This is a genomic window from Vibrio crassostreae (genome assembly GCF_024347415.1).
GTDB lineage: Bacteria > Pseudomonadota > Gammaproteobacteria > Enterobacterales > Vibrionaceae > Vibrio > Vibrio crassostreae.
In genome coordinates, this window is record NZ_AP025478.1 from 28,496 (window position 1) to 45,232 (window position 16,737).

Sequence of the window (16,737 nt, forward strand, 5' to 3'; positions counted from 1 at the left end):
TTTCTTAGTCAAGACGACAAGTTTCAGGCATACCTAACCCAGTAAGCTTGTTCAACGCTTTTATCATCGCGTAAGTTTCCACTACACCTGTGCATTGTCATTTCTTAAGCTCAATCATCCTCCTAGCAACTATTTAACTCGATACATCGCTGTTTTTGAGAGTGAACGTTTGTGATAACCATACCGCTGTTTCCAAGACTTATTTGAACCGTACAACTTCTGGCAACCAACTTCGAGATTTCGGGGGTGGCCACGCTCCCAGAAGCTGAGCCTTCTCTTGGAGGGATGAGCGCTGCCGTGATGGCTAAATCACTGAATCGATGAGGCCAACTGCACTTATTCTGTTTGCTTTACGCCTAGCCACTTACCGCCTCTTCATCAATCCAAAAGGTCAGAGAACCACGGTTAATGAGCGCTTGGTTGTCTTGCTTCTAGTTGGTTGTTTTGTAAAGAGGTGAAGGCTTAAAGCTACGAGAGGGAGTGAATGTAGCTGAGCAGAGCGTAGGTTCTGGATTTAGTTTCACTGAATTATTCAACAAATCCAAATATAAATTATATTTAATTTAATTCCATGTCAGGACTCCCAACGATATTTTTGCCTCGCTGTATATATTTTCAAAAATTAAGGAACAATTATTATGATTATCATAGAAAAAGAAAAAGTATCAATTTCTGAGAGATTAGATGCGTTAATGAGTAGTTTTTCAGAAATGAACTTAGAACTTAAAAAATTTGATCAGGAGCAAGTAAACAGTATTAATATTGCACCTCCTATTACAGCTTGGAACTGGTCGAAATCATTCTAGACTTCTTAGTGTAGACTGTCAGATAGCCGTCGTTTTGGCAGTCTATATCAATGTGATAAATAATATGGAATATATATTTATTTTACCTGATTATTGTAAAAATTGTCTAAGCACATAGTTCTACCGTGCATTATTATCTTAGTTTTAAAATATACGATGTTTAGTGTCAATGGCAGCCTTATTTATACTTAGTTCACTTCAGTAAGTCGTTTTAAATAGGAGTTTTAGATGTTGAAAACTTTTACTAGCCCAAAGATATTGTCTTCCATAACGGGTATGTTTTCTATTTCATTAGGCACTGTTTTACTTGGTGTGATGCTGGTCTTTATGTGGTCCGATCATGATATAAATAGCCAGATTAGCGAGACCGTATTTAAGATAGAGACGCAATTTAACCTACCTAATGGCGATCATGTAAAGAGTTCAAAAGCCCCTGCTGCCTTACTTTCGAAACTTCGTGAACACCCACAGGTTAAAAGTGTCGGTAGGGTTAAAAGTGAATTGGTCACTACCTCCTATGGCACTGAAGAAGTGAAAAGTGCCGACGTACTTGCGATGGATGAATCGGCCCGAAAGATGCTAAAACTTGACAATGACGGTGAGTTCGCAATGAGTAGCAACGGGGTTTACCTGTCAGAGCCCTTTGCAAAAAAACTCACTCGAAGCCCTCGTTCACTGATCGGAAAAAGGCTTAAACTGAACGGACTAGGCCTGTACCAAGTAGAAGGCATTATTAAGTTAGATAAGCGCTCATCCATCAGACCAGATATGATCATCGCTTTTTCTCCCACTTATGATTCTGTCATCAAGTCTCAATATGACAACTGGTATGATACGCATGTCGATGTCTTTGTTGATTTAAAAAACAAAACTCCTTTGAATCTAAACCAGATTATCCTTGAAAATGCGCCACAAATTCCCGGCGCGCCTTTTACCCCTGAATCTTTTATACAATTATCGCAGCGGCCTATCTCACAGCTACATTATGATTTGAACTTTTCTGATGCGCTTGGCCTGACATTTTCAAAATCCAGCTTATACCTGATTTATGGCGTTTGTGTTTTCTCCTTTTTATTAGGCTTTGTTGGCTTTGTGAGTTCAATGATTTCCATACAGTTATCGCAAGTTGAACGAATTAGAACAATGTTAAGTATTGGTGGAAGTTATTACCAAATTATTCTTAACGCCTTAATGGAAAGAAGAATAGCGTTACTGGGTGGGGTGGTGCTGTCGATCTCTATTTTTAATGCGGGTTTGTTTTTTTTAACTGAGGCGTTTACCTTCTTATCTGTGCTCAGTACCGAAGTTCAGTGGGTCATGTCTGTCGTGATGCTGATTTGTTTTGTAGTCGTTTATGTCACCGTGATCGCTCTGGTGGTCTCCCAAGCGATTGCATTACAAGAAGGCCAAAGCATCTCAAGGTTTTCTGACCTCAATATGGTGCACATTACCAAATTTATAATGATGATACAGATCGTTATAACGACGATGGTCATATTCATCTCTGTGAGTGTGACCTACGAGCTGCTCTCTGTTAAACAAGTCGATTATGGATACGATATCAAACGCACGCATTATGCTAAATTGAATGGGCGTAATGACAGCAAGGCTCGTTATTTAAGGGATCGCATTAATGCGGAACAAGGTCAGGTTTCCGAAGCCACCAGTTGGTATCCGTTTGATAGATCGGTGAGTTACGCTTCGGTCTCAACCGCGCAACAAACCATGGATGAAAAAATCATACAGGCCAAATATTTTTACGCAGGGCCCGAGATTGTCAACATCCTAGGACTCACGGTCCTGACACAAAACCATGCTGTGCCAGTCTTACGTGAAAAAGACACGTCTAAAAGAGTATTTGTGATCGTCACTGAGGCATTTTCTCACTTATTCGCCAATATTAGCGCTGAGAAATTGATTGAGCATACCTTTTACACCAATCTTGGTGATGGTGTAAAAGAGATTCAAGTTGTTGACGTTGTGAGTAACTTTTATCTGGGCAAAGTCAAGCCATCCTTTGAACCCATTATGATCATCATAGATGAGACAAAAGCCAATTATCTTATCGTGAATGATGATGCTACCAAGGTGGTATTGAACGATACTACCTTTATATCCAGCCTTGATGCCCGAGATGAAGAGTATTCAGATTTGAGTACAATCGTTATTTATCTTTTGTTTGTCATCGTGTTAAATATTGTCCTGCTTTTGCTAAACACCATGACGAATTCACTAGTTGAAGTTGAGAGAAACCGGTTCTCCTTGAGCATCATGAGGCAGCTAGGTGCTGGATTAAAATCGATATGTTGGTATGTGTTTAAGAATAACATACTCATTTACCTCGGTGCTTCTGGCGTTGGTGTGCTGTTGGGATACGCAGCGATCAGTAGAAAAATTCTAGCGCTTGATGGGGTGCAATCTGGCCTAAGTCATTACGTCATGTCACTATTGGTTGTGGCTGCAACGATCGCCTTTATCATTTCTCTAAGCCTCGTTATCAGTAGAAAACAGTTTCTTGCTGACCTGAAGGAATGATTATGGATTCGGCAAGAGAACCAAAACATCACCATAAGACCAAAATAGCACTGGCGATCCTTGTGTTGCTGGTTGTTATTGTGCTCATGGGTGTTAGTCAATATCGAATGATATCAACGGTCTCAAGCTCTGAGTTGGAGCTAGTCACCGTGGAGGGCTTTCGCACCAAGATCACCACCATGGGGACAATTAAACCAAGAAAATCGATTAAATTGTCGTCTGATATTGGCGGGCGGGTAAAGTACTACATTAACAAAAAACAGTCCTATGTTCAGCAAGGTGACATACTCCTTGAGTTGGAGAACTATGACTACACTTTGAATATTACAGAGAAGGTGGCTCAGGTTTCTGAACAGATTAGTAACCTCAGAAATACCCGTCTCAACCTTGCTAGCGAGATGAAATCGACACAATTGTCACTTGAAGATGCCATCTTCAACGTCAAGGTCATTTATCGAGAACTGGAACAAAAAGAGCGGTTGCTAACGAAAGATCTCATTAGTAAATCGGATGCTCAATATTTGCAAGATGACCTCTCTCGTTGGATCGCCAAGCGAAAGGTGTTGTCGACCTATTACCAGTCTCAGAAAAACAATATCCAACATCAACTGACGGAGCTTAATGAGACAGTTGATATTCTAAAAAACTTCTTACTAAAGCTTCAGGAAAGTGAAAGAAATTTAGTAGTTCGTGCCCCAATTTCGGGGAATTTGGTTGGTTTTGACATTGAGCTAGGGCAACAGATACTCCCCAAAGAGGAATTTGGGTCATTAGACATCATTGATAACTTCTTAATCGAAGTCGAGCTCAGTGAATTCTACTTGGATCGCGTCAATGAATCGATGCAAGTACTTGCATCGTTCGATAATCGTAATGTCGAACTGAATGTTCTTAAGATTTTCCCAAAGGTAAAACAAGGTCAGTTTCGCATGCACCTTGAAGTGCGCTTACTTGAAAGCGTTGCCCGCAATATCAAAGTCGGACAATCCATCGAAATCGAACTAACCAACGCAACTGAAACGTTGCAAGCCAGTGTCCCTGTGAATGCGACTTTCAAAGAAAACAGTAATGTGTTTGTCTATTTGCTTTCCAAAAATCAATCTAAGGCCGTAAAAACCCCCATCTCTATCAAAAATACCATTGGTAATGTCCTACTGGTAGACAACATGGATCTTCTTGGTAAAACGTTGATTGTTCTAGATTTGGATAAAAATTACGAAGAGGAGCTATACATTGAGTAGCATGATTAAGCTTGAGAATGTCTATAAACATTTTTATACCAAAAAGCTAAAAACAACGGCATTAAATAATGTCTCTATGCAGGTCGACAAAGGCGAGTTTGTGGCAATTATGGGGAAATCGGGCTCAGGAAAATCAACCCTGCTCAATGCGATTGGGTTGTTTTCTAATATTGATTCAGGGCAATTTGAGCTCAATGGCACCAATGTCTGTGGGCTCTCTCAAAAACAGAAATTGAACTACAGGCGCGGACTATTGGGCTATGTTTTCCAGTCATTCAACCTCATTCCTGATATGACGGTACTTGAAAACGTCATGTTGCCGCTCAAGTTTCGTGGTATTTCACAGCAAGAGTGTATCGCCCTTGCCGAGAAAGAGCTCGAACTGATGGAGCTATCAAGTCGAAAAGAACATTACCCGAGTCAATTATCAGGGGGGCAGCAGCAGCGTGTTGCGATTGCAAGGGTCATGGCCTGTAAACCAGAAATCATTCTTGCTGATGAGCCGACAGGAAATTTAGATGATAAAACAGGACAAAATATTCTCGATATTTTGCAGCATGCGAACACTGCATGTAACGCCACCATCGTGATGGTCACGCACAGTGAAAAAGCGGCAAGCGTGGCAAATAGGCAACTAAAAATGGTTGAAGGAACGCTAGTAGTTTAGGGGGGAATTATGCTTGGAGATATTTCTGTTAAGGTAGTAGATGAGCCAATCAGTTCGATTGATCAATTAGAAGTGACTGATTTTCAATATAATAGATTGGCTTCACAAATGATTGGTGAAATCAAAGGTAGTGACATTTTAGATGACGAGGAACTTGAGTTATTTAATTTTCAAATGAATAAGAGCTTTGATGCAAAGCCATTGAGAGCAAACAAGTTAGTAGTTGTTCTTAAGGCAACACGTTTATGCAACCTCAGATGTACTTACTGTCATTCTTGGGCTGAAGGACCAAATCAAACAATCAAGTTTGAGAGACTAGTGACAATTGTGAAACGTATATTATCAATACCTAATGTATCGCGGGTTGAGTTTGTCTGGCATGGTGGTGAAGTGACTTTGTTAAGGACTGAGTTCTTCAAAAAGCTTATATGGTTGCAAGAGCAGTTTAAACGTAAAGATCATGTTATTACCAATACTATGCAGTCGAATGCTGTTAATATCTCACGGGAATGGTTCACCTTTTTAAAAGGAATGGGCATGTCTGTCGGTATTAGTTTCGATGGTGTACCTGAGATACATGATAGCCGACGTCTCGATGTAAGAGGACGGCCAACCAGTCATAAAGTAGCAAATGGAATTAAGCAATTGAAACTATATGGAATACCATATGGTGCGCTAATTGTAGTCGACCGAGATTTGTACAATATCGAGCCGGAGAAACTCCTCAGCTACTTAACTTCGATTGAATTGAATGATATTGAATTTCTAAACATTGTGCCTGATAACCGTGCTAAACCAGGAGATGATATTGGTACAGCCTATATTAGTTATCAGGAGTATATTAAATTTTTGAGTGATATATATAAAGTTTGGTATACTTCATATCAACAAAAAATACAAATTCGTATGTTCGATAACTTTATTGAGGTATTATCAGGCAAAGAAAAAAAATTGTCTGCATGCTATTGGTCAGGTAATTGTTCACAAGAGATTGTTACTATAGAACCTAATGGAGATGTTTCTCCATGTGATAAATATGTTGGAGAGGTTGGTAGTATCTACGGTTCGTTAATGGAATCCGATTTGGCTACTTTATTAGAAAAATCTCGTCATAATAAAGATTCAATAAAAGAAGAGGTTGAATCCCATAATCGTATGGGTGAATGTGAGTGGTTTTCTGTTTGTAATGGCGGTTGCCCACATGACCGTGTTATTAATTCCCGTCATGTTGAAGGCTATAATGATAAGTGTTGTGGTACAGGTAAATTGTTAAAAGTCATTAAAGAATCATTAGTAAAATAATTAAATATAATGGTAAAAACTATCCCAGATAATATTGTTTATGCGAAGTTTAAGTCGCTATGCGCCGAAAAATTTTGGCACATGGTTTTGATAATTATATTAAACTTTATGGTTGTTGGTAGTTCGTTCTTTATAGCTTATACGATTGAACGGTTGTTTGATAGAGAAGTGACAATAGATCGGCTCAACTCTTTTGTCGTCATGACTTTGTTGTTATTAGTCACTTTTGTAATTAGCAGCGGACTTAGAAAAAAACTAGTTTTTGATGTAAAGGAAATGCTCAGTACCAAACTTCAGAGCTTCGCTATTCGACAGCTTATGTTCAAGCCACAACAATTGTTCGATGAAGTATCACCCTCTAGTTTGCATGCAAATGTCGACCATGATATTAACGCTATCAATGTTTACCTTCACTTCATTCTTAGTATTTTTTTTCAAGCCTCTGGCACCTTGCTGTGCGGATTAATTTATTTGCTTTCTACCAACTTATATATGACCTTGGTGTCTGTTGTGGTTGTGCCGGTTTTGATTCTGGTTATATTTCGGATAAGTCAGAATGCTACGGCAGCTAACAACCGAAAAAGAAATGCATCGTCGCTGTTTAAATCAGCTATTATTGAAACTTTGTCTGGCATTGAGTCTATAAAAATACACAAAATGGAGAACTTACTGGGTAATCAAATCGAATCCAAAGCTAAAACAGTTTATATAGAATCAAAAAAATTGCATTTTTTTGATTCTATTATATCTAATATGATAATATTCGGTGGATTTTCCAGTGTCATTTTAGTCCTTTGGGTTGGAGGGCAGAATGTTATAACAGGCTCAATGTCATCGGGTGAATTAGTCGCATTCGTGATGGTTTTACTGTTTATGTCATATTCTTTTGCCTCTATTAGTGATATTAATGCAGTTACACTTAAAGCAAAGAGTGCTATGACACATCTTAATTGTCTATTGCAGCCTGACTATAATCAATGCACTATAATTAAAAAAAATAACACCATTAACGGGGATAAGATCGATCTGATTGATCTATCATTTTATTATAATTTCTCAGAGTTCCCAGCATTAAAAAACGTATCGCACACCTTCTATAGAAACCATATTTACTCAATAGTTGGGCGTTCTGGCTCTGGTAAAAGTACACTTATAAAGCTCATATCTGGCCTATACTTCAATTACCATGGTAAAATAATGTTGGGAGAAGTCGAGGGAAAAACTCTTCAGGGAAGTAAACGGGTAACTCTTGTTGAGCAAGACCCCTTCTTTTTTAGCGGTACACTATGGGAAAACATCACATTATTGCCGCGGTATACTCAGGTTGATGAGATCAGACTTAAACGTGCGTCTAGGCTATCAAATTTCGACACAGTAATGCTAAACAATGATCTAACCTTTAACAGTTATATTCATGTGAATGCTGCTAACTTATCGGGTGGCGAAAAGCAACGTCTTGCGATTGCGAGAGCGCTCTATAGTGAACAGGATATACTGATATTTGATGAAGCAACGAATTCATTGGACTTCGCTACTGAGATAGGTTTTCACCAACACCTAAAAGAGATCTCTAAAGATAAAATTGTTCTAGTAGTTACCCATAATCTAAATAATATTTATCTAACGGATCAAGTTGTTGTCGTTGATTCTGGACACATCGTTGCAGCTGATACCCCTCATAAAATCATTAGTAATAAGTATTTCAAGCGTATAAGTAAAGGCAAACACTGAAGCCATGGATCTGAATAATGCGTTGGCATATACCTAATCAACTTGAAGATGCAAGCTTGAGCACCTGAAAATTATCATTAATTCGAGATGTTAATCCGAGTTTCCGCATCCAATTCAAGAATAAACGGCCTCAGAGAGTCTACCTAACAATTTTGAAAGCCGAGTTTGATGCTATTGAATCTCTGTTATAAATCGTTGACCGTTTATCTCCAAGATATCTATACCTTCGAACTTCAAGAAGACCCAACGTGCCGTCGGTTTCGACGTTGGCTTGTTCTTTACCATGCTCGGGAAGAACTCTTCGGTTTGTGTTAATTGCTCTCTGATTTTGTACTCTAAGCTGGGGTAAACAAGCAGGCTCAACGTCATTATCATTAGCAATGCTTCAATACGTTGTGGCTTTTTCTAGCTCGGTAAACGGTCCTGCCTCTATGAAGTATTGATACCCTGTCGGTTTTTCATTTTTCTTTGGGCGACCAGGACTCGAGAAAGTAGGGACTTTTATGGTCGCGGTTTGTTCAAATCCCAGTAAGTGGTATTATTTCCTGAACTCTTTGAGCGCCAACTCTGCATTAGCATCGCAAGCGAATGGCTTTTGGCTTATTTTATCTAACACATTGATTTATTTTGCTAAATTTTTCTATAAGTTATTGTAAAGATGCTCTCTTCTTGCTTCGTAGCTTGTTCATTGTGACTAGCAACCAGCGCTGAATAACCTTGCCGTAGTCAGAGTCTATCCAGCACCCTGAGTAGCCATTTCCTATAGCGCTTAATTGCTTTGCGAGTTTGATGTTCATCGGGACGCGGGTAATGAACTTTTGCTTTTGTTCATCTAACGAGGAGATGTTTTTTCTGTGTACAAGGCGGCATCAGCGATAAAGTAACGGCTATTTTGCACGTCTTTTAGACAATGAATGTGCTTGCTAGTGACCTCAGCGAATGCCTTGGCATCATTGGTGTTACCACTGAGCGCTTGCATATAAACAGGAAGACCGGCTTGGTTTTCACACATGAGCTCAAGTACCACTTGATTGAGTTCAGGCCGATGGTCTCAGCTATAACCTTTCACGAGCTTAATAGCATTGGTATCTTCCTCTTGAGCATACTCGCCATCAACGTGAAAGCTAGTGATATCAAGATGAACAGAATCAGTAGTCAAACCTAGCTTATCAACAACGCGTTCAGCCATAGCCTGAGAGAGCGCTGAGACACGGGCTTGGTCTCAAAAAAGTCGGAGAACATGTGAAGTGTTCTGCTGTGATCTCCGAGTCCATCATTCATGGCAGGCCGATTTCATGGAAAAATGCTGCAATGAGACCAAGATGAGCCAAGCGTTTAATAACAGGCTGAGTAGGCATATTTTGAGACTGTCAAATAACAGTAATAGCTCAAAACTGCCGATCGCGGTCAAGATGGTGTCGTTTTTTTACTGATAAATGAACGCTGGGTAACACTATTTTAATTATTAAATTGGGGGGCGGAATGACGGATACAATATCGCCTTTCTAAAGTCATATTTTACTGTTATTTCGTTTTACGAATGGCCCTGAATTCCTAAAAGGTGTTGCGACTTTTTAGTAGTGTGATCCATTTTTCACCCCAACCCCTTTTAATATGGGCGACTTTACCTAATAATATAAAGCCTTAGAGAAAGCACAAATTATGCAAGCGTTTAACGAAGTGGCCCTGTTTCCCCTCAATCCAATCCCACACACCACGCTAAATCGAAAACGATTTAAATGGTTGTCTGAAGAAAACATAAAACCAATACAATCAATAATTTAATATGTAAATTGAAGAATTAAAATAGTGGGGGGAAATTTTCAAAATCTCAACTAATTAGCCGCCGAAATCCAATGTAGATTTACATCATAAATGCATCAATTGTACTTAATCCCTTTTCGAAAAAGGGTTGAGAGCTTGTTTAAAGTGAAAGTGATGTACTAGTGATTTATTGTTAATTAACTCAATGTTTTTAATGATAAATAATGAACTTCTTTGTGAGCATGTAATTTACATGTGATGTGATTGTAATGTATGGTTAAAGTGTTGTGTAGAGGTGAATCTAAGAGAGGATGGTGGGATTATGGTGAAAGCTTTTTCTGTACAGAGTTATATTCGGGGTGAATTGGAGCAAGATTTTAAGGCGTTCAGAGACAGAGAAAAGTTGGGTGATGCGGAAGCGGTCAGGCAACTTCTCACACTGGCATTGAAGATTAAACTGAACGATAAGGAAGATGAGCGTCCGTCTAACCGCGAGTTGATGGAAGAGATGTATCGACGGATCAGGATGATACAAGGGACGGGTAATTTAACCCACACACAAAGTTTTGATGGTGTCGCGTTCCATGAAAATAAAAAAGATGCAGGCGAAATGCGTAATTTGGTTTCCGCTGATGTGGATAAAAAAGTTGATGCTTATCTTGCAGGCGAAAAAAAAGGGTAGCCGCAGCTACCCTCTTATTATCGCTCTAACTCTCTGTCGATTTCTCTTTTTTTCCAATGTCTCTCTTTCTCTGATTGATTAAATTCCATCTCTTGCTGAGGGGAATATTCTTTTGGCTCAAAGTGTTCGAGTGATTGGCTATCGAGTTCTTTTTTCTCATTATAGTTGAGTGTGTCTATTTCATTCTCTTGATGAAAAGAGTGTGCTTCACTTAATTCAATATCATGCGCGCTGTTATCCCTCTCTAACTTATTAATGCACGATTTGATGTCATCTTTAAGGTTATCATCTGACATGAATTGAATGTCTCGGCCATTAAAGTTCTCGACGATTTTTTCAATGTTGTTCGGGTTTAAATCGTGATTGCCATGATTTAATACAATAATGATGTTCTGTCTCAGCTCATCGGTAGAGATGTTTTGGATGTCGTTCTTATGATTGACATTGATAATATCAATCTGTCCTTGGGTTTGGTCTCGAATTAAAAACGAGTTTTCAATTGAGGTACTGATGATGGTGGAGTCTAAATTCTCCCCTTGATGAAAGTGTGTTAATTGCTTGGATTTTGTCCCGAGGGTTCTTGGATTGATGTCTAGGTTTTCTTCTTTATTTCCTTGAGTGTCTAAATAGGTCACTTCAATGGCTTTGGTTTCGCCTTTTTTATTATGGATGTTGGTTAGCATTGCTGGGTGAAGGGATTTGTCTTCGGATGAATACACTGCAGGATGAAATTTAACATTTCGATTTTCAATGTTATTCACACCGAGCTTGTTTAAGTACGTTTGCGCCAATGTGCCATCTATTGGCAGACTTTGGCTAATGTACTCTTTGGCTCTTTCTTCAAACTGCGCAATATGCCTTGGGGTAGTGTTGAGCAATTTTTCATGTTTGCTGTTTTCCTCCAGTTGGTATTTTTCTGGTTCGTTGAGCATCTTGTGTGCTTCATTCATGGCCTCTTTGTAGCTTATTGCCTTATGGTTCATCATAAGATTAATCAAGGAGCCTTTTTCGCCTGTCGTGTAGTCTTTAAAATAACCACGGTACTTTCCGGTCAGGGTGATTTTGAGGGCGGATTGACCAAGACCAAAGGTGAGGTAATCACGGTCTGATTTAGATTGGTTAGGCTTGCCTAATAACTGCATGGCAAGACTTTCCGTGTATTTTGGTAGCTGCTTATTGATGTGCTCCCTAAATTTCTTGTAGTCAAAGTCACCCATTTTATTTTGGAATCGAACGTCCTCGGATGGGAGGGCATTGCGGTTAAAGTAGGTGGTGTCCTTGGGTGGGATTTGGCTGAGGGTTTCTATCGCACTGGCTTTATGACTTTCTTTGGATAACCAGCTTTTGACCAGTTGTTTGGTGTTGTCGGTATAGAGTCGCATGTGCTGGCTGGCACGGGTGACATCGATACCAGCCCGTCTCAGGTTCGTCAGTGCGGCTTTGCTTTGTATCGCGGTAATGACGTGGGGATAAGAGGCCCCTTGCGCCATGTCTGCAGTTCGACTGTAAGCGTAGTCCCAATGCCCATCTTTAAGCTCGTTGGGGTTTATGGTGAGCGTTTGTCCTGTTTTGGATTGCGCTTTGATGCCTTTCTCATTGGCTTGCGTGATGCGGTATTCGACGTTGGCTTTGAGACCGCGGTCTTTATCGGTAAAGCGGGTGATGATTTTATCGCCCGTTGAGAGTGGCTTTTCTGACGTAGAGAACAGTGTGGTGAAGCGGTGGTCACGGTTGCGCGGTAAGAATGGCCTAGTCTTACCTGTCGCCGCGTCTTGAAGTGTCACCACGCCATGCTCTGAATCCACGTGAGTGATTGTCGCGTACTCACCGGGTCTGGTGCTCAATATCAAGCCTTTTTGATAGGGCATCATGGTCGTGAGCTCTTCCCCCGTGGCTCCGATTGAGCGTAGCCTCGTTGCGATGACGTTCTCTTTGCCTAACTCACTCTTTTTCATCAAACCGACACGGATGTGTTCGGTGATGTTGTCTCGCTCTTGGTTGGTGTACGCGATAATCAGTGTGTTGTCTCGCGTTTCGGGGGTGCGCTCTAAATAGTCTTTGGCGACTACGTAGGGCAGCTTTTCGGTGGCGGTGAGCTGCGCTCTGCGTCGGTCTTTGTCGTTTTCATCCAGCGTAGAAATGACGTGTTGACTGTTGCCTTGAGTATCAGGGGCTTGTTGCTGGAGTTTGTCTAGAGCGCTGAGTGGCTGTTTATCAATGGTGTTTTGCTGTGCATTGTGCAGGGTGTCATTTTGTGGACGTACCATATCGGTCATGTAAGCGGTATCGATGCGACCTTGGCTCATGGCCAGCTCAAAGGGTTTACCGGCACTGAGCGACAATAACTGCTCTTTATCGCCCAATTTGACTGTTTTGGACTGACTGTCATTGACCAGCTTTGTGAACTCATCGGCTTGCTTGTTGCTGACCATGGAGCTTTCATCGAGAAAGAACAAGGTGTGTTGATAGTCACTGGCTTCTCGATTGCCTTGCCTGATGTCAGAGAGCAAGCTTTCCAGTGTTTGCGCTTTCACACCTTTGCTTTCTAGCTCTGCAACCGCGGCGTGCGTGGGCGCAAGACCGATGACGCTTTGCTCTGGTTGCTGGCTGGCTTCTTTCACTAACTGGATAAGTTCAATGTTGGATTCAAGCAGGGTGGACTTACCTGTACCGGCTAATCCTTGGATGGCCACAAAGCTGTCCTTGGTGGTCGAGATAAGGGTGATGGCGTCCTTTTGGCCTTGGGTTAAGCGAAGCTTGGTATCGAGAAAGTCTCGCACCTGCTTAGGCGTAGCAAAAGGCTGATGTTGGTCTTTACCCTCAGTGATATTTTGCAAGATGCGCTTTTCAGTCTCCAGCGCGGCTTGCGTTGTCCAGCGTGTACCGTCACTGTACTCTGCAGAAAGGGTGTCGCTGCGTTTCGTTAGCTCTGTTTCAATCTGCTCTTTAGTAACAGAGCCCTCGGCTTCTTCAAAGACGTAGCGCACCGCTTCCACGACTAACGCTTTTTGGCTAAATGCCGCTTCTCGCTCTGAGAGATGATTAAGGGCAAAGCTGACTGCTTTCTCAATGAGTGGGGCGTTTCGCGCTTGCGCGAGTGAAGATAGGGCTTGGCTCACATCCTGTTTTAACAAGGCTTGGGTCGTTTCATGGAGGTAGCGGTCGTTGACATTTTGCGTCTGTAACACTCGCTCGATTGCCGAAGGGGAGACCTGCTCTTTTTCGAGTGCGCTTTGGGCTTTGTCTGGTTTATCCGTGAAGACATCAAGGCGGTCTGTTTTTTCGGTTAGGTCGTTTATCAGGGGTTTAGACAAGGTAAACGCTTTGCCTGACAACAAGGTATGGGCTTTTGGCTCAATATGGTGGGCGCTGTGAACATAGTCGTATTGCAGCGGCGCGTCTTTTAAGCTTTCTAAGTTTACGCGCTGCGTTTCCCCTTTGCTCTTAAGCGTGAGGCTTTCTTTGTCAATGTGTGTGACGAGATAACTTTGATTCGCGTCCAAGCTGGCAGGGAAGTGTTTGCCTAACGTGCGAAGGCGTTCGCCTTGGGCGATGTTCAAACTTTGCGGTTTATTGATTTGCATCTTCATGTGCTTAAAGGTGCGACTGGACGGGTCAAAGATGTGTGATTGTCCATCGCGTTGACTGAGTGTGGTCATGGTGTTGCTCTCTTTATCGATGCTGGCAATGACAAAGCTTTGAGGTTTGTTTTTCTCCCAATGGGTGAGTGTCATGCCTGGTTTGTAGTGTTGAACGAGGGGTTGTTGCGCTTTGGATAGGTGGTGAGGGGTTTGAGTGAATAGGGTGGTTTCGTGTCTGGCGAGGATGCCGGTGTTTTTGAGCCTGTTCCGAATGGCTTCAGTTAATCGCCGTTGTTCAATGCCTGAGGTGGCGATCACTTGAGTATTGGCTTTATCAGGCAAGTCAGCGTAAACGCGTGCTATCCTCTCAGTGTCGCTGTCATGTAGCCTTACGTCGGTGTTGATGGGTTTACTGTTCACCCAGGAATGACTCTCCACATTACCCTTTTGATACAGCGAGATAGCGTTATTGGCTTTATACCCCTGGCGGCTTGATACGCGGTTTAACATCACCATTTTGGCGTTGAATTGCTTTGCCTTGGCGGTAAGATCTAACAGTTCCTTGGTGCTCATCTTGTTGACGTCATCGATGAGCAAGATGTCTTTATTGGTCAGCGGTGTATCACTTTGCAGTAAGCTATGGGTGGTGTGGCGCTGCTCTGGTGAAAAGGTATGGGCTATCCAAGCGCTGAGTGTTTGACTCTTGCGCTGTACGCTCTCCATGCCCTCTGTCTTGGCTTTCACGCTTTGAGAGACCAATTGGACGCGTTTACCACTGTGATTGCCTACATTAAGTAGCTGCTGCGCAATACCTTGTGATGAGCCGTGTACATTGACCACATGGAACTGTTTAGTGGAGTGATAAAGCTCGGTCAATAGGCGCTGCTGGTTTTCAGGGATAGCGAGCTTGTTGAGCGTGTTAGATTCAACGTGGGTGCGCATGTGATGCGCCCGACCTTGGGTGCTGTCGATAAGCGCTTGTTCGTTATCAATTAAGCCTTTGGTGGTGTATTGCCCTTTTTGACTGAGCCCTATCAAGTCGCCCTGTTTAATCATTTCATCCGCGACTTTTTTGATATCAAGGGCGTTGAGTTGCACGCCGCCTTTGGTGAACTCTGAGGCGGTGAGTTCAATGATTTTTTCTAGGTGTAACGCGGTGCTGTATTGCCCTAGATGATCAATGGCTCTGCTGATGGCGGCTTTGGTTTCACCGAGTGGCGGGGTATTTTGCGCTTCCTTCACTTGTTGCGCCATGGTGACAAGTTGAGCCGGCTCATACCCTTGCTCTTTTACGGTGCTTTGCCACTGTCTGTTGAGGTTGTCACTGCTCTGGTAGGTTTTGTTTTTACGAGTATCGAGGGTCGCGACATCTCGCGCAGCGCGAGAGTCAAAGCCTAAATCGAGTGTATGTTGGTCAATTTGCTGTTTGCGAGTGGATGACGCATCAAGAATAGGCTGAGGGACACCGCTGATTTCGAACTGACCGTTGCCGACGCCTCGCGTAGAGTAACCGAGTGCTTGTGCATCTTTAGCCAATTGGCTCTGGTACAAGATACCGTAGTATTTTTGGAAGTTGTAAATGCGCTCGCCTGTACCGTTAATCACGCCCCCTTTTTGTTTTAGGCTGGTTGATAAAGCGCGTAAGTCTCCTTTTTTATCGCGCGTCATGTTAGCGGCTAGCGCGTGCGAGTGCACTTGCACGTCGTTTTCACGGCTGGTCTTGTGGCGCACGACCGCAAATAGCATCGAATCCGTATTTTCGTATTCTTGAACGCCTTTCTCATGAGTAACTTTGACTTGTGCAACGTCTTTTTCAAGCTCTGTTAAGGCAAATTTTACGGCGTTGTTGTGCGCTTCAATGAGGCGGTTGTCTCCGCCAATAAGTGCAAGAACGCTGAGGGATTTAGGCGCAGAAAACGTCAGGTCGAAGCCAGATTTGTGTTTTTCCCGTTTCCCTTTAATGGTTTCACCGTCAAGACTGCCAGAGAGCACCGGTTCTAGGGTGGCTTGCTCTACGGGTTTACCCACCAGTCCCGCTTCGATGGCCAGCTTGCCATGCCAGAAGGTATTTTCTCCCTGATCTTTTTCTTTGAGGTAATAGTTATCGCTGGCATCTTTTTCTAAAGAGACGTCTGGTAGGTCTTTGGGGGTTTCTTCATTAAGGTAGTATTTGGCTGCGCCAGAGGCGGATTTAAGTGGACTGATAGAAAGCATGGGTTTTTCCTCATGTAACGTAAACTGCCGCTTACAGGGAACCTGAGCGGCATTTAAGTGATTCATCGCGTTTAACGGTGGGGTAGGTGAGGCTAAGTGGTGTTTACTTTTGGGTGGCAGTCTTCCTATTGGTTTTTGCCGTTTGACACCAAACAAGAACGGATTCTAACCACTCCAAGCGCATGCCAACTCAGATCCCTGCAAATTCAAACGA

At 42.2% G+C, this 16,737-nt stretch carries 8 protein-coding genes and 2 pseudogenes; 7 read left to right on the forward strand and 3 right to left on the reverse strand.

All coding sequences use genetic code 11. From position 1 onward, the window contains the following. Window positions 1–4: 4 nt before the first annotated feature. Window positions 5–290 (reverse strand): annotated as a pseudogene (locus OC193_RS24480) (IS5/IS1182 family transposase); the annotation flags it as partial. 348 nt (window positions 291–638) lie between these two features. Here OC193_RS24480 and darA point away from each other — a divergent pair. From darA to OC193_RS24510, 6 genes are all read left to right on the forward strand, one after another. Further along, window positions 639–806 (forward strand): darobactin family peptide antibiotic, encoded by a 168-nt coding sequence (gene darA / locus OC193_RS24485; protein WP_155411105.1) that lies wholly within the window; start codon window positions 639–641, stop codon window positions 804–806. A gap of 228 nt (window positions 807–1,034) precedes the next feature. After that, on the forward strand, window positions 1,035–3,341 hold the full coding sequence (darB, locus tag OC193_RS24490) for a darobactin export ABC transporter permease subunit (protein ID WP_048666200.1): 2,307 nt from the start codon (window positions 1,035–1,037) through the stop codon (window positions 3,339–3,341). A 2-nt stretch (window positions 3,342–3,343) separates the two neighbouring features. Next, window positions 3,344–4,582 (forward strand): efflux RND transporter periplasmic adaptor subunit, encoded by a 1,239-nt coding sequence (locus OC193_RS24495; protein WP_048666201.1) that lies wholly within the window; start codon window positions 3,344–3,346, stop codon window positions 4,580–4,582. A gap of 1 nt (window position 4,583) precedes the next feature. Beyond that, window positions 4,584–5,249: an ABC transporter ATP-binding protein gene (locus OC193_RS24500; RefSeq protein ID WP_017100164.1), complete on the forward strand. Its 666-nt coding sequence runs from the start codon at window positions 4,584–4,586 to the stop codon at window positions 5,247–5,249. A 9-nt stretch (window positions 5,250–5,258) separates the two neighbouring features. Then, window positions 5,259–6,551 carry a darobactin maturation radical SAM/SPASM protein DarE gene (gene darE, locus OC193_RS24505; protein WP_048666202.1) on the forward strand — a complete coding sequence of 431 codons (1,293 nt, stop codon included), beginning with the start codon at window positions 5,259–5,261 and terminating at the stop codon, window positions 6,549–6,551. Between the two features lie 9 nt (window positions 6,552–6,560). Beyond that, window positions 6,561–8,282, forward strand: a complete 1,722-nt coding sequence (locus tag OC193_RS24510; RefSeq protein ID WP_048666203.1) for an ABC transporter transmembrane domain-containing protein — start codon at window positions 6,561–6,563, stop codon at window positions 8,280–8,282. Between the two features lie 171 nt (window positions 8,283–8,453). Here OC193_RS24510 and OC193_RS24515 read toward each other — a convergent pair. Next, window positions 8,454–9,640: pseudogene (locus tag OC193_RS24515) on the reverse strand (IS1634 family transposase). Between the two features lie 728 nt (window positions 9,641–10,368). Between OC193_RS24515 and OC193_RS24520 the strand changes: the two are divergent. Further along, entirely contained in the window at window positions 10,369–10,728 is a 360-nt protein-coding gene (locus OC193_RS24520) for a hypothetical protein (protein ID WP_048666204.1), read from the forward strand. A gap of 17 nt (window positions 10,729–10,745) precedes the next feature. On the opposite strand, the gene traI is transcribed toward OC193_RS24520, so the two are convergent. Continuing rightward, the gene (traI, locus tag OC193_RS24525; RefSeq protein ID WP_048666205.1) at window positions 10,746–16,523 is read right to left on the reverse strand and encodes a conjugative transfer relaxase/helicase TraI; all 5,778 of its coding nucleotides are present in this window, start codon (window positions 16,521–16,523) and stop codon (window positions 10,746–10,748) included. Between the last annotated feature and the right edge of the window lie 214 nt (window positions 16,524–16,737).

Coding starts and splice junctions, on each gene's coding strand:
- traI (WP_048666205.1), bottom strand. CDS start 16,523: ATGCTTTCTATCAGTCCACTTAAATCCGCCTCTGGCGCAGCCAAATAC.
- OC193_RS24510 (WP_048666203.1), top strand. CDS start 6,561: ATGGTAAAAACTATCCCAGATAATATTGTTTATGCGAAGTTTAAGTCG.
- OC193_RS24500 (WP_017100164.1), top strand. CDS start 4,584: ATGATTAAGCTTGAGAATGTCTATAAACATTTTTATACCAAAAAGCTA.
- darE (WP_048666202.1), top strand. CDS start 5,259: ATGCTTGGAGATATTTCTGTTAAGGTAGTAGATGAGCCAATCAGTTCG.
- darA (WP_155411105.1), top strand. CDS start 639: ATGATTATCATAGAAAAAGAAAAAGTATCAATTTCTGAGAGATTAGAT.
- OC193_RS24495 (WP_048666201.1), top strand. CDS start 3,344: ATGGATTCGGCAAGAGAACCAAAACATCACCATAAGACCAAAATAGCA.
- darB (WP_048666200.1), top strand. CDS start 1,035: ATGTTGAAAACTTTTACTAGCCCAAAGATATTGTCTTCCATAACGGGT.
- OC193_RS24520 (WP_048666204.1), top strand. CDS start 10,369: ATGGTGAAAGCTTTTTCTGTACAGAGTTATATTCGGGGTGAATTGGAG.